Here is a 13,884-nt window from a genome sequence, read left to right as displayed (position 1 = left end):
TTGCGTGAAAAACCATGCATGCGGAAGATTTCCTATAACATCCGAATATCGGATGACACTACCTTAGTTTTGTTACTATTTGCGTGTAAAATGCTTGACGAGCCGGTCGCCGGCCATCTGCAACAGCTGTACGAGAATGATCATAAACAACACGGAGATGATCATCACTTCATTCTGGTAACGGTAGTAACCATAGCGGATGGCCAAATCGCCAAGCCCGCCTCCGCCAACCATGCCAGACATTGCAGTATACGAGACCAGCGTAACGATAGTAATCGTAATCCCGGCGAACAGTCCGGGTCTTGCTTCCGGAAGCAGCACCTTCATGATGACCTGCCAGGTGGATGCTCCCATCGACTGTGCCGCCTCCAGCACACCCCGATCCACCTCGCGCAGCGAGGTTTCCACCAGTCTCGCAAAAAACGGGGCAGCCCCGATGACGAGCGGCGGAATCGTTCCGAGCACCCCGTAGGATACGCCGACGATCGATACCGTGATCGGTATGAGCGCCACGATCAAAATGATAAACGGCACGGACCGAAGAATATTCACGATTATAGACAGGACAGTGTACACGGTGCGCACCCAACCGCTGCTTGAGCGCGAGCTCTGATACAGCACCACGCCCAGCGGCAGGCCCAGAAGGAAGGTGAAGATGGCCGAAGAGACGAGTATTTTGAGCGTATCCAGACTGGCAACGCCAATCTCATTCCAGTCCAATGATGAAAAATCCAGTCCCCACATCAGTCAAGCACCTCCACATCAAGGCCTTCCGCAGTAACCCTCTGGATTGTCTTCTCCATTTGTTCCGGGTCCCCTTCCAGACGGACAATCAACTGACCATATGGAATATCCTTAATTTTCGAGATGGTTCCCTGCAAAATAGCGAAGTCCACTCCTGTCTCCCTTGCTGTCCTGGACAGAATCGAGTCATATGTTTTCTGCCCCAGAAAGGTAAGCTTGCAGAGGCGGGATGAACCGTCATGCGGAGCATCCAGCGCAAGCTGCGCTGATTCCCCCGCCTGTCCCAGGATAAATTCCCGGGTAACCGGATGCTTCGGCTTCAGGAACACGTCCGTTACGGCTCCCTGCTCCACGATGCCTCCTTGATGAATGACAGCCACCCGGTCGCATATGCTCTGGATGACATGCATTTCATGTGTAATGAGGACAATGGTCAGGTGGAATTTTTGATTAATATCCAGCAGCAATCTCAGAATCGAATCTGTTGTTTGCGGATCCAGCGCAGAGGTTGCTTCGTCACATAGCAGCACCTGTGGATCACTGGCTAGCGCGCGGGCGATACCAACCCTCTGCTTTTGTCCACCGGACAGCTGCGCCGGATATTTATCCTTGTGGTCTTCCAGCCCGACGAGCTGCAGCAGATCATTCACCTTTGCTGCAAGCTTTTCCTTATCCATATGAGCCAGCCGAAGCGGAAAAGCAATATTTTCGTACACAGTCGCTGAGCTCAACAGGTTAAAATGCTGGAAGATCATTCCGATTCCTCTGCGCTTGCTTTGCAGCTGCTGCTTGCTGAGCTTCGTCAAATCCACTCCATCCACCCAAACCTCGCCAGAAGTCGGCCGTTCAAGCAGATTCATACAGCGGATCAGTGTGCTTTTACCGGCACCGGAATGACCGATGACACCGAAAATTTCCCCTTTTCGAACGGACAGATCAAGGCTGGATAAAGCTTCAGTCGTTTTCGCGCCTTTGCCGTATTTCTTTGTTACCTGTTTCAACTCTATCAATCCGAAGCTCTCCTTCCCTGAGCCTTTTGAACAAGACCCTGTATAGCATCTATCGCTTTCAATCGTCCCAAGACGGTAACAGACAAAATAAAAAGCCCTCTTGACGGAATCAAAAAGGGCTCTTCGTATACGAAGTCGCTTCCTTTCTCATCTGCCAATCCGCAGGATCTACCTGCAGTTGTAGGAATTAGCACCATGTCATTTCAGAATTGGCTGTTGCCGCATCTCAAATCGGTTGCCGGGCTTCATCGGGCCTGTCCCTCCGCCTCTCTCGATAAGAAAAAACGTATGCAATTAAAAGTTACATTTTCATGATTTTCAGTATAATAACTTTTTCTTTCTTTGTCAAAAGGAAAATTGTTGAACGTCTTTATACCTGCATGCCCTTTTTGGCCCAGAGCTCATTTGCATACTTATAAGCGGCAATCAGAGATTTGCATATCATATCAAGTCCTTGTTTCAGATCATCCAGATGCTTATCCAGATCTTCCAGCTCAACCTTATCATGCAAACCCTGATGCCGCTGCCACAAATCATCCTGCATTTCTGCATTCATATAGTGGATCTCCGCATTGCGCCGCTTGCGCAGCACATTCAGGGAGCTCCGGTAGTCATTTTTGATTCCGATGAGTGCTTCGGCCAGCTTTTGATGACTTTTGAGATAATCAAACTGTCTCAGTACCGTAAAATAAGAATAATGCGCTTTTACTTTTGACGTATGCAGATCAAACATATCATTCAGAACCGTACCAAGCTTATCCAGAATAGAAAAGACGCGGATAAAACCATTTTTATAAAAATAGACGTATCTGGCGTACTCACTTTGTTCTTGAATGTTCATGTCATCAACGAATCCTGCTTTAACCGACTTGCGGAAATAGCAAGCTGCGTAATAGCTTTGTTCAAGTTCATCCAGTGAAGAGACCAAGCCGCGCGTCCAAATCTCCAGCTTGCGGAAATCATGACTGGGATCATCGTTTTTCTCCATCTCCCTTTGCAGCAGCTGGATCGTTTGAAACATCGTTTCAATCGCTTCCTCAAGCAGCCCGTTATTTTGACGGGGCATTTCTCCAAGCATTGTTCGCAGCATAGACATTCTCTCCCTGCATTATATTTGCGCAAAAACTATTTCATCTGTAAATATCAGATGATTATGTAGGCCCGACATATCTTTATTTCGTCATATTACAATATAAACAACTCGGGTTCCGGATTAAACTTCTCTAAAACAATTTCCATAACGTTTCATAAGAACTTGTAGTCTATAGGTTCTTTTGCAACAGCGGCTGCGCTGCAAGTATATGCCTGCTCATAGCATGTCCTTAAGTAAACTCCATTCATTCGAGTTGTCCTAAATGCCTGAAGCTGCAAACAAAGTCCCCGAATACGCTTCGTGGACTTTGTCGATGTTGCTTATTCCGTTAAAACTACTTGATGGATGCTTCTAATGGTTCAACAGACTCTCTTCCAAGCTGCCATACGCGTACGCTCAAGTAGCATAATACGCCGAACAACGAAGAAATCAGCAAATTATGAAGCAGAGCCGCGAAGATATACAATTCAGGCTTGCTCAGTGTAAAGACAATTCCAGCGCCGCTGAATACCTGCAGCAGGCACAAAACAGCCGCCGAAGTTCCGAGGCTCCAAAGCTCACGGCTGCCTTTATGCAGTTTGTAAGCAAAGTACGCCAACACAATGATCGCGATAAACAAAAGCAGTGCGGCCAGCCTGTGTACGAATGCGATAGCTACGCTGCCCGTCAGTTCCGGTACCAGCTTGCCGTTGCATAGCGGCCAGCCTGAACAGCCTCCCGCCGAGCTCGTATGGCTTACATAAGCCCCGACATACACCACCATATACGAATAGATCGTGACTATCCAGACATAGTTCCGGAAAGCCAGACTGACCGGAGAACGCTCCTCCCTGAAGGTTGAGTGCTTATCCTTATCCATTTTCCGGGCTCCAAGCGCCAGCATCAGAGAGCTGGCAAAAGCAATCAAGGAGAAACCGAAATGCAGCGCAAGCACCGCAGAGGATTGGTCATACACAACAGCCATTGCCCCCATAAGGGCTTGTACTAGTACAAAGATGAGTGTCAGAACGGAGTACGTTCGCAAATCCTTGCGGTTTTTAGCGAATAGCCAGAAGGCCACGACAACGGCTACAGAAGTTAACCCTGCCAGACCGCTGACCAAACGATGGGAATATTCAATTAACGAAGCAATGGTATGCGCGGGAACAAATTGCCCCCGGCACAAAGGCCACTCATGGCCGCAGCCTAGACCTGAGTCCGTTTTGGTTACGACAGTCCCGCCGAAAGTCGCAAAAAACATAACAAAAAAGGTCAGGTAGCTGAGCCATTTCAATTGTTTGGTATTCAAGATTCTCTCACCTGCAGCTCAAATTAAAAACGCTCCATCTGTACTGAAGCGCTCCGTATATTTACCAATCTCATCTATTATACCTGATAAGTTATCATGGAATATACCCACTTTGTGACAAAATCCAAAGAAAACGCATTCTGTTTGCATAATAAGACAATGACACCGCGCTTGCCGAGGCAAGCGCGGTGCATCTTTTTAATATTTATGAATCGTTCTGTACACGTCCAATGCCTGCTGCAGGAAGCCTTCAATTTCCTCCCGTGATTTGCGCAGCTTATTGACAAGGCGCACAAGCTCACGTCCGTCGGAGAAAGCCACAAAGCTCGGAATACCAAGGATGTTCAGTTCTTGACTGACATCTTCAACTTTGTCCACATCCACTTCCACAAGCGTCATGTCGTTGGCGAATTTCGTTTCGACATCCGGCATGAATGGATCCATGAATTTACAATCTCCGCACCAATCGGCTTTGAAAATAGCGACGGTTAATCGTGGAGATTGAATCGCAACTTGAAATTCGGCTTTAGAAGTAATTTTTTGCATCTATGATCAGTCCTTTCTGAACATTTCTTGTCCAATTCTTACTTTAGTGAATCAAAATAAAGAGTGGAAGTCAAATTTTTGAGCCATACTGTGACTAAGATCATTTCACACCGGAAAGGAAGATCCGTCCATGGCGGAGAAGGCGGAAGGACATTCTACATTCCAGGGGTTTATCCGGCTCGCAAAAACGCTGCCTCAGACAGCTGCAGAAGCGCTCAAAGGAAAATATGCCTGCTGGAAAGCATCGCAGCTTCTGATCAAGGAACGCAGGCCGTTCGGCTGGAAGGAAACAGCCGCCCATAGCATTCGCGACCAACTCGACAAATTGCTTAGCGACCGGAACCGTATACGTGATAGTGCATTCGGCAAAGAAGAAGCTGCGGCTCCGCTCTCGCCAGAGGACCGGGATATCGTGCAGAGCATCCGTGAGTCTGTTCTCGATGCCAATCGCAGCAATATTACACGAACTGAAGCGTACTATGACTGCTACCGGGAATTTCCCGAGCTGCATTGGTCGTTCCTCGCCCATATGGTGTCCCGTAACGCGGGCTGGAATATGACTGATCTCAAGGGCGGTTTGCTGTCGGATGTGGTCACAGACCAGCTTCGCGAGGATATGTATCAGATGCTAGAGCGCAGCAACGCCCTGATTTTTCTGGATGCCTACCCGCAGCTGCTTCTCTACACACACAGCCGGAAGCTTGGAAGAAGCCTGTTTCATCTTCTGCCCGAGTTTCGCGTCTCCGCTTTTATGCGTCCGTTCTGGGAACGTTTCTGGATCGAACGCGACAGCGCGCTCCTCGCCGTCGGTCTTATTATTAACGAGCAGAACTATATCGAGGGCAGAGTCATTCAAAACAGCTATTTTCAAAAAAACATTCTGCGCAGCGCTGTATTTACACTTCATAGCAGGTTTCAAATGAATCAGATTATTTTTCCGATGCTCGTACACCATTCAGATCCGGCTGCCGACGGAGTTGTTCAGAATGCTGCTGTTTCCCTATATGAAGAAGCGGAAGAAAGACCTGAAAAAGGTGAAGCCGGACCCAACAGCAGCCGCGGCATGGTCGGCCTGATTCTGGAGCGTTTCTCAAATCTGGAGGAACGGATTGCCTTCGGAAAGGCTTTATATGCCATGCTCTTCGGGTACAAGGAGGTGCTGACTGGGGTCCAGACTTTTGCTGCGGAGACCCCGCATCAGGGCTCCCGGCAGGAATATTGGCCCAAGCTGTTCACCAGCGACAAAAAAGCAGCCCTGAACTCTCCACTGGAGAGCACTGAGCTGCTCAAATCGGAATGGCTTCCGAGGGGAAAACGGTTTTACAGCCCGCCATTAAACGAAGTCTGGCATGACATGCCTTACGAGCCCATTACCCGTTATGACTGGTTTAAGACTAAAACGGCCATTGATCAGGTGACCCGGCCAAAAAGGCCCGTTTTCATCGAGATGACGCATGCCCACCGTTTTGCCGTTCAAAAAACCGCTCTGACCCATGATGCGGAAAGAGCGGTAACAACATGTTCTGATGAGGCACCCTGATGAGGATCTGCAACATCAGAACATCATTTTTATTGGCCCTGCGAATCCCCAGTCTTGAAGCGGGATGGCTGCAGGCGCATCAGTGGCCGCAGCAGCTTTTGCAGCTTGCGGGGATAGCTCACCAGCTCATGCTGACGCAGCACGCCGAGCATAATCATCAGCACAAGATAGAGAATGACGACTGCACCACCGACAATGATGCAGGTGATGAAGAAAGCGAGACGATCTGGCATGATATGCGTCATCTGAATGCCTGCCTCGTTCAGTCCGTAACCTGCGGCGGCAGTCAAGATCACCGTCAGCAAGAAGCCTGTCCAGCGTTTGCCAAGAATCGAAAAAGGCACGATGACCTTCAGCATTCGCAGATTGAGCAGCGTGATGACCAGGAAACAGAGTCCGGTAGCGGCAATAATGCCATAGATGCCAAACCATGGGGCAAGCAAGTAGCTTCCCGCCAGCTTGACCACAATACCAACCATGACATTCACCATGGAAATCTTCGCCTTGTTTACCCCCAAAAGAATGGAGTTTGTTGTCATCATCGTGATCTGGAAGATCGTTCCGAATGTGAGCAGCATGATAAGCCAGCTACCGTCAAGACTGCTGAACAGAAGTCCGTTAATCGAATATGCCGCTGTACACAGCGCGATTACGATTGGCATCCCGGTCAGTACAGAGATGCGGAGCGCCAGCGTCATCTGCTGCTGCAAATGCTCCTGATCCTTACGCGCAAATGCTGCCGATATAACCGGTATCAACGAGGTACTGAGCGCAATGGCCAGTATCGGCGGAATACCGGCAATACTTTGAGCCCGCTGTCCGAGAATCCCGAGAAGCTCCGTTGCCTTCGCCGCCCCGATCTGACCGATCAGAAGCGGGTTCACGATAGACGAGTCGATAAAGTTAACCGCAGGAACGGTTAAGGATGAAAGTACAATCGGAATGGACAGTGTGAAAATGTCCTTATAAATTCTCATCAGCGGCAGCTGGTTCACAGTGCCTTCACGAAGCATCTCCGCCTTATCCTGCTTACGGATTTTCACCGTATAGTACAGCATAATCGCAAATGCCCCGATGCTTCCGAGCACGCCCCCAAAGGATGCGCCCGCTGCGACCCAGCTTCCGCTATAACCTGATTTCAGCAGTATATATGCCAAAATAATAGCTGTGCCTACACGCGCAAACTGCTCGACAATTTGCGAAATACCGCCGGCAGCCATATTGTTTCTTCCCTGAAAATAGCCACGCATCATGGCGATTGCAGGAAAAAGGAGCAATGCAGGTGCCAAAGCACGGATCGCCAATGCCGCTTCAGGTACTTTGGATACGTATGTAGCATAATACGGCGCCAATACGTACAGTAAAACGGTAATAATAACACCGGCAAATACGGCAAACAGCAGCGCCGCACGATATACCTGACGCGCCTCGCCCGGCCTCTTCAATGCATAACGTTCCGATACCATTTTACTGAGCGTGCTCGGAATGCCGGCAGTGGCTACCGTAAGCAGCATCAGATACACGTTGTTCGCAATGGAAAATGAAGCCTTGCCGACATCATCAAACAAGTGATCCAGGGGCACTCTCTGTACCAGCCCCAATACCCTTGCCACCAATGCTGCAGCAGCCAGAATAAGTGTACCTTTGATAAACGATTCTTTTTTAGCCAAACCCTATTCCCTTCTTTCCCCCAGCGAGCACAACCCATGGAGCATATGACTTTAAAAAACAGCGATCCAAATAAAGAACACAACAATCATTACAATTTGCAAAATAATTTTCATCACCATGCTGCTGAACAGTCCCACCAATGTACCAAAGCCGACTTTTACGGATTTTGACACAGAGGAACCGACAATCAGTTCACCAACAAAGGCCCCTAGAAACGGACCGATAATAAGGCCGAAAGCCGGAATCACAAAAGGCCCGATAATAACGCCGATGGTGCTTAAAATAACGGACAGCCGGGAGCCTCCAAACTTCTTCGTTCCCCAGGCACTTACCGCATAATCCGCCACAAACAGCACAATGATGATGAGCGCTTGAATGATCCAGAACCACACATTGAAATGCCCAAATGTAAAGAACCAGCCATAGACGAAAAAGGCAATAAATATCGCCACCGCACCCGGCAGCACGGGAAATATTGCTCCGGCCAGTCCAACGGCAAACAGGGCAATGATCAGAATCCATCCGAGTATAGCCATAGCTTCGATCCCTTCTTGATAGAAATAGAGACTGATGATACTTTCTTCAGCTCATGCTACATAAAAATAAATTTTTCAATGACTTTCGCAATACCATCTTCGTCATTGCTTGTCGTAACGAAATCTGCAGAATCTCGGACAACCTGCTGTGCATTCCCCATGGCAACGCCCAGCCCTGCTGCCTGAATCGCTGCCAGATCGTTCATGCTGTCCCCAACCGCAATCACTTCGCTCATATCTAGTCCAAGCAAGCCGCATACCTCGCGAATTCCGGCAGCCTTGTTTATCCCTTGCGGGTTCACTTCGAGATTATGAGGGGAGGAATTCGTAATTTCAAGTCCGCCCATATCCTGTAATTTCATCAGGATGCGATGGCGTGCATCATCATCTTCCGTATGAAACCCGAATTTGAGCCATTCCTTTCCCTCAATATCGTCTACCCACTCATCCTTGTTATACACCCGCTCTACAGAATAAGCCCAGTACCAGCAGTCTTCCGCCACAGCGATATCATGCATGGCAGAAATAAGCTTCGTATCCATCAAAGAACGCAGATGCAGATCATGCGGAGCTCTCCATACCTCGCTGCCATTCACGGTGATCATCGGCGTTAACAGCCCCAATTCTTCACCGTACGGCAGCGCACTCCCAAAGCTTCTTCCGGTCGAAAGACATACATGGACTCCCTTTTCTTTGGCTTTCTGTATCCACTCCGATGTTACTGGCGAGATGATATGCTCACTCGTCAGCAGGGTGCCATCCATATCCAGTGCTAGCAGTTTATATTGGTTATTCATGCTGTACCCCCTGTACGTTCTCTTTTTCACGTTTCATGCACACATACGAACATTTTACCATAAAGCCGGGGACAGCCACAAAAGGGTTTTTCAGTCGATGACCATCCATCCGTTCCGGGACAGGAACAGGACCTGCTATCCCTGCGAATAAAAAAGATCAGGAGCAGGTTCGTGTCTCCCCGAAGCCTGCCCCTGATTTCATCTGTATATGATAGAGTGTAAATTTTAATGATTGCTGGTTGTTTGATTATTCGTCGTATCGGTTCCATTCGCGTTATTGTCCTGGTTGCCTTTTGGAACTCCGTCCAGTCCATAGACTTTGTCATACGCATCAAATATTTTCCGGGCAATCGGCGCGGCACTTTGCGAGCCAAAGCCGCCTTCCGGAATCATAACGGCGACAGCCAGCACCGGATTATCCCGAGGTGCGTAGGCGATAAATACGCCGTTATCCACGAGCTGATGACCGACCTGCTGCGTCGATGTACCAGTCTTCCGAGCAAAGGCATAAGGAAAATCTCCGAATGCTGATACTTCACTCTTCATTCCGCGCCGGATTTCATTCCAATAGGATTTGGGGAAATCCGCGGTATTGAGGACTTCCGGCTTAAAGGTTTTAACGATGTTACCCTTCTCATCGGTAATCTTGGTGACCAGCTGCGGTTTCAGCCGCTTACCCTCATTAGCAAGCATCGCTGTATATTGCGCCAGCTGAAGCGTCGTATATTTCCCCTGCTGGCCGAAAGAAGCATAGGCCATTGCAGATTGCGTACTGCCTGCCTGCTTAATGTTCGTGTACTCCTTGCGCCCCTTATACTCACCCGGAAGACCGCTGCCTGTCAGGACGCCAAGCCCGAACTGGGTCATGTATTCGTCCCAAACACCGATGCTTTTGTCTTTATACTTATCGTAAAGCCTTTTACCGATCATATCGACCATAAACGCATTGGAGGATTTCTCGATCGCCCGTGCCGGATCCATACCTCCGTATACGTGACCTCCTGAGTTTTGGACACGCGTCTGATGTCCTTCCTTACCAAAATAAGCTGCGCCTTTATCCTGATAATAGGTATTGGTTGTAATCAAACCTTCCTTCAAACCAAGCAGCACGCTGAGCGGCTTTTGGGTCGAACCAAGCAGGACAACAGACTCCGGATGGTCACCCTTTTTGCCCGGATTAAACGACCGGATGGTTCCATTCATATAAATGTTCTGTATCTTTTTCCAGTTATCCGGTGTTACGCTGCCAGTCTGCCATACATTCGTATCGTAATCCGGCATGCTGGCCATGGCTACGATATTGCCTGTCTTGACCTCCATCGCCACGGCAAAGCCGGTGGTGGCATCGCGATGCGTTCTGCCGGATACCGGATGGGTATGAAGCCAGTTCAGCTGCTCTGTAATAGCCTGCTCTGTGGATACCTGGATATCCTTATTAATCGTCGAGTAGATGTTATCGCCTTTTACTGGTGGTACGATTTCATCCACGCCCTCCGGCATATTGCGCGGATTGATAGGCACCTTCTTGTAGCCATTCTTGCCGCGAAGCTCGTCCTGATACATCAGTTCAAGCCCGTCAAACCCGACGAATTCAGGCTCCGTATATACGAGTCCCGGATCAGTCGTGACGTCGCTGCTCCGCTGCTCTTCATCGATACCCTTGTACTTGCTCAGGGTCTTCGAGCCGCTGAATGTACGAATATATCCAATGGTTTGGACTGCAACGGTATCCGGATCGTAATGCCGGACGCTCTCTTCTTCGATGGCGATACCCGGAAAATCGGACTTATGCTCACTGAAATATGCAATCTCTTTGTCCGTCAGATCCATTTTAATCCGGCGCGGCGAATAGCCAGCGTATTTTTTGTAATCCAAATCCATAGCGTCGATAATATCCTGCTTGGTCATTTTCTCCGCATCTGGATTCCCGTATTTATCAAACACCTCCAGAAGCCGCTGCGCAATTTCCTCGGCTTCAGGGCGGTTTTTACTGCCGTTTTTTTCACTATAATCCTTCATTAATGTGATATAAAGCGATTGTGTTGGTGTCGAATAGGCCAGTTTTACACCTGCCGCATCAAAAATAGTTCCCCGTATTGGAGGAAGCGGTACGTCTTTGACAATATTACTGGATTCCTTCTCCGTCAGGGTTGGTCCCTCTACAAACTGAAGGATGGCCAGTCTGATAATAATGACACAGAAGATCATAAAAGTACTGAAAAAGAACAAGTTGATTCTTAAATTCAGATTTCCCTTCTTTTTCGTTTCTTCCTGCTCCGGATGGTCCGGTGTGTATTCGCCCACCGGCTCCCCCCCTCTCTAACTAAAATAACATTGATTATTTTAGCATACATGAGGGGTGCTCGGCATCTTTCGCTATGATTCGACCGGTGTTGAGACAAAACAAAGCGGCAGACCAGGAGTATTTCCCCCTTCTGCCGCTATAATTGTCGCTCTTATTGCTGTTTATTGGAAGCTTCCTTCGCCTTCTCTTCCTCTGCTTTTTTGTCCTGCAGCGGCTTTTTCGGAACGCCGTCCAAACCGTACACTTGATCATAAGCATCGAACATTTTACGGGCTACTGGCGCGGCGCTATAAGCGCCGAACCCGCCTTCCGGAATGACAACGGCAACAGCCAGTTTTGGATTATTGCGCGGTGCATAGGCGATAAACACCCCGTTATCCCGGTTAACCCCATTGACCTGCTGCTGGGAAGTACCCGTTTTTCTGGCGTAATCATAAGGGAATCCGTCAAAGGCCCCGTTAACGTTCGTGTTCATTCCTTTTTTAATGAGTTTCCAAAAGGATGCATCAAATTTGACTGTGTTCAGAACTTCCCGCTTGGTTGTTTTAATCACCTTGCCGCTGGGGTCCGTAATTTTGCTGACGATTTGCGGCTTAATCCTCGCACCTTCATTCGCAAGCGTAGCGGTATACTGTGCCAGCTGCAGCGGCGTATATTTGCCCCCTTGGCCAAAGGATGCATAAACAAGCGCAGCTTGAGCGCTTCCGACGGATTTGGGAACATGATCGGCCGTTCCATATTCCTTTCGGCCCAGCCACTCATTAGGCAGGTCAACCCCTGTTGACACACCCAATCCGAATTCCTCCATGTACTTATTCCATACCGTGATACCCTTTTTACCAAACTTGCTATACAACGCGTTGCCGACCTTATCTACCATAAAAACATTCGATGAATGCTCAATGGCATCCGCGGGTGTCCGGAAATAGCCATACGCGTGATTCTGGGAGTTATGTACAGCCTTTTGCTCCTTACCGAAATACGTGACACCAGTATCATTATAAGGAGTAGTCGTTGTAAAGAGTTTCTCGTTCAATCCGATGAGCACGCTCAGCGGTTTGATCGTTGAGCCGAGCAGAACTCCTGAATCCAGCCCATGCTTCGATTTGCCGGAGCTAATCGGGGTAATGGCCCCGTTCTGATAATTTGAATTGAGCTTGTCGAAATCCGCATTCGAAGCAGACCCTTTTTTCCATATGTTTGTATCGTAATCCGGAATGCTCGCCATCGCTACGATGTTGCCTGTGTCCACTTCCATGGCTACCGCATAGCCCGTCACAGCTTCGGGATGAGTCTGCCCGGACACCGGATGGGAATGCAGCCAAACGAGCTGGTCCTTGATCGCCTGCTCCGTCTGCAATTGAACTTCTTTGTTGATGGTCAGCCACACATCATTTCCCTTGACTGGAGGAATGATGTCCACAATCTCTTCCGGAATGTTGGCTGAACTTACGGAAGCCACTTTGTAGCCGTTCTTTCCTCTCAGCTCTTTCTGGAATGATTCCTCAACGCCGTCAAAGCCGACAATTTCGTCTTTCGTATATATTTCTCCGGGATTGGTGTCATCCGCACTATTTTTCCTTGCCTCGTCATAATCTTTCAAAATTTCCGTCCGCTTAAAAGATTTGACATAGCCGACGGTCTGTACGGCAACGGTTTCCGGGTCATATTGACGCGTGGTTTCCTCGATAATCTCAATACCCGGAAAATCAGATTTATGCTCCATAAAGTATTGAATTTCTTTTTCGTTCAGATCCGACTTGATGCGGCGAGGTATATATCCTTTATCCAGCTTGGATTCAAGATCCATCGCTTCGATAATTTCATCCTTTGTCAGAGGCTTGTTTTTGCCATCTCCGAACTGCTTGAAGGCGTCTGCCATCTGTGCCGCCATTTTGTCCGCTTCAGGACGATTCTTCTTTCCTTTTTCCGTTGTCTTGTTGTAATCCTTCATCAACGTAATATAAAGCGACTCCACAGGGTTTGAATATGCCAGTTTGGCCCCTGCAGCATCGCGGATGTTTCCACGATCAGGAGGAAGAGGTATGTTTTTTGTATTCTGGCTGGCCTCTTTCACCGTCAAGCTGGGCGCTTCAACAAACTGCAGGACGGCCAAACGGACAATCACGACGCAAAAAATGATAAACGTGCTGAAGAAAAACATATTAATTCTCAGATTCAAGCTGTTTTTGTTCTCGGCTTCCATTTCCTCCGGCGATTTTCCAGACAAGAAAAATCTCAAAATCCATTCCCCGTTTCCTCGAATATCCAATATTTAGAGAAACTTCTTATAAATATTAACACAAAAATCCATTATAAGGAAAATCATTTCCCGGGCTATAACCGTCATTTTG

Annotated in this window: 11 protein-coding genes and 1 riboswitch; of the genes, 1 reads left to right on the top strand and 10 read right to left on the bottom strand. The window is 48.5% G+C overall.

The genetic code is table 11. The annotated features are described in order from the left end of the window. Positions 1-75: 75 nt before the first annotated feature. The 5 genes from KJS65_RS24785 to KJS65_RS24765 all read right to left on the bottom strand — a co-directional run bounded on the left by KJS65_RS24785 (position 76) and on the right by KJS65_RS24765 (position 4,681). Complete coding sequence (locus KJS65_RS24785) at positions 76-744, bottom strand: methionine ABC transporter permease (RefSeq protein WP_213652506.1); 669 nt, start codon at positions 742-744, stop codon at positions 76-78. Further along, positions 744-1,754, bottom strand: a complete 1,011-nt coding sequence (locus KJS65_RS24780; RefSeq protein ID WP_213652505.1) for a methionine ABC transporter ATP-binding protein — start codon at positions 1,752-1,754, stop codon at positions 744-746. Before KJS65_RS24780 ends, KJS65_RS24785 begins: the two co-directional genes overlap by 1 nt. Positions 1,755-1,898: 144 nt before the next feature. Beyond that, positions 1,899-2,035, bottom strand: a riboswitch (SAM riboswitch). An 89-nt stretch (positions 2,036-2,124) separates the two neighbouring features. Beyond that, on the bottom strand, positions 2,125-2,844 hold the full coding sequence (locus KJS65_RS24775; protein WP_213652504.1) for a Cthe_2314 family HEPN domain-containing protein: 720 nt from the start codon (positions 2,842-2,844) through the stop codon (positions 2,125-2,127). A gap of 337 nt (positions 2,845-3,181) precedes the next feature. Further along, positions 3,182-4,135 carry a COX15/CtaA family protein gene (locus KJS65_RS24770; protein ID WP_213652503.1) on the bottom strand — a complete coding sequence of 318 codons (954 nt, stop codon included), beginning with the start codon at positions 4,133-4,135 and terminating at the stop codon, positions 3,182-3,184. A gap of 198 nt (positions 4,136-4,333) precedes the next feature. Beyond that, positions 4,334-4,681 carry a thioredoxin family protein gene (locus tag KJS65_RS24765; protein WP_213652502.1) on the bottom strand — a complete coding sequence of 116 codons (348 nt, stop codon included), beginning with the start codon at positions 4,679-4,681 and terminating at the stop codon, positions 4,334-4,336. 130 nt (positions 4,682-4,811) lie between these two features. On the opposite strand from KJS65_RS24765, the gene KJS65_RS24760 reads away from it, so the two are divergent. Continuing rightward, complete coding sequence (locus tag KJS65_RS24760; RefSeq protein WP_213652501.1) at positions 4,812-6,221, top strand: DUF2515 family protein; 1,410 nt, start codon at positions 4,812-4,814, stop codon at positions 6,219-6,221. A gap of 29 nt (positions 6,222-6,250) precedes the next feature. On the opposite strand, the gene KJS65_RS24755 is transcribed toward KJS65_RS24760, so the two are convergent. The 5 genes from KJS65_RS24755 to KJS65_RS24735 form a co-directional block, all read right to left on the bottom strand. After that, positions 6,251-7,891: a putative polysaccharide biosynthesis protein gene (locus tag KJS65_RS24755; RefSeq protein WP_213652500.1), complete on the bottom strand. Its 1,641-nt coding sequence runs from the start codon at positions 7,889-7,891 to the stop codon at positions 6,251-6,253. A gap of 51 nt (positions 7,892-7,942) precedes the next feature. Next, positions 7,943-8,428, bottom strand: coding sequence for a DUF456 domain-containing protein (locus KJS65_RS24750; protein WP_213652499.1), 486 nt, complete (start codon positions 8,426-8,428; stop codon positions 7,943-7,945). Between the two features lie 56 nt (positions 8,429-8,484). After that, on the bottom strand, positions 8,485-9,225 hold the full coding sequence (locus KJS65_RS24745) for a Cof-type HAD-IIB family hydrolase (RefSeq protein WP_213652498.1): 741 nt from the start codon (positions 9,223-9,225) through the stop codon (positions 8,485-8,487). A gap of 225 nt (positions 9,226-9,450) precedes the next feature. Further along, the gene (locus KJS65_RS24740; RefSeq protein WP_374706217.1) at positions 9,451-11,529 is read right to left on the bottom strand and encodes a peptidoglycan D,D-transpeptidase FtsI family protein; all 2,079 of its coding nucleotides are present in this window, start codon (positions 11,527-11,529) and stop codon (positions 9,451-9,453) included. 152 nt (positions 11,530-11,681) lie between these two features. Continuing rightward, positions 11,682-13,736 carry a peptidoglycan D,D-transpeptidase FtsI family protein gene (locus tag KJS65_RS24735; RefSeq protein ID WP_213652707.1) on the bottom strand — a complete coding sequence of 685 codons (2,055 nt, stop codon included), beginning with the start codon at positions 13,734-13,736 and terminating at the stop codon, positions 11,682-11,684. Between the last annotated feature and the right edge of the window lie 148 nt (positions 13,737-13,884).

This window comes from Paenibacillus sp. J23TS9, assembly GCF_018403225.1.
Classification (GTDB): domain Bacteria; phylum Bacillota; class Bacilli; order Paenibacillales; family Paenibacillaceae; genus Paenibacillus_AQ.
This window is presented reverse-complemented; position numbering and strand designations above follow the sequence as displayed.

Excerpts from the sequence above, each read along its gene's own strand:
- KJS65_RS24785 (WP_213652506.1), bottom strand. The coding sequence starts at position 744 with ATGTGGGGACTGGATTTTTCATCATTGGACTGGAATGAGATTGGCGTT.
- KJS65_RS24775 (WP_213652504.1), bottom strand. The coding sequence starts at position 2,844 with ATGCTGCGAACAATGCTTGGAGAAATGCCCCGTCAAAATAACGGGCTG.
- KJS65_RS24765 (WP_213652502.1), bottom strand. The coding sequence starts at position 4,681 with ATGCAAAAAATTACTTCTAAAGCCGAATTTCAAGTTGCGATTCAATCT.
- KJS65_RS24760 (WP_213652501.1), top strand. The coding sequence starts at position 4,812 with ATGGCGGAGAAGGCGGAAGGACATTCTACATTCCAGGGGTTTATCCGG.
- KJS65_RS24750 (WP_213652499.1), bottom strand. The coding sequence starts at position 8,428 with ATGGCTATACTCGGATGGATTCTGATCATTGCCCTGTTTGCCGTTGGA.
- KJS65_RS24745 (WP_213652498.1), bottom strand. The coding sequence starts at position 9,225 with ATGAATAACCAATATAAACTGCTAGCACTGGATATGGATGGCACCCTG.
- KJS65_RS24735 (WP_213652707.1), bottom strand. The coding sequence starts at position 13,736 with ATGGAAGCCGAGAACAAAAACAGCTTGAATCTGAGAATTAATATGTTT.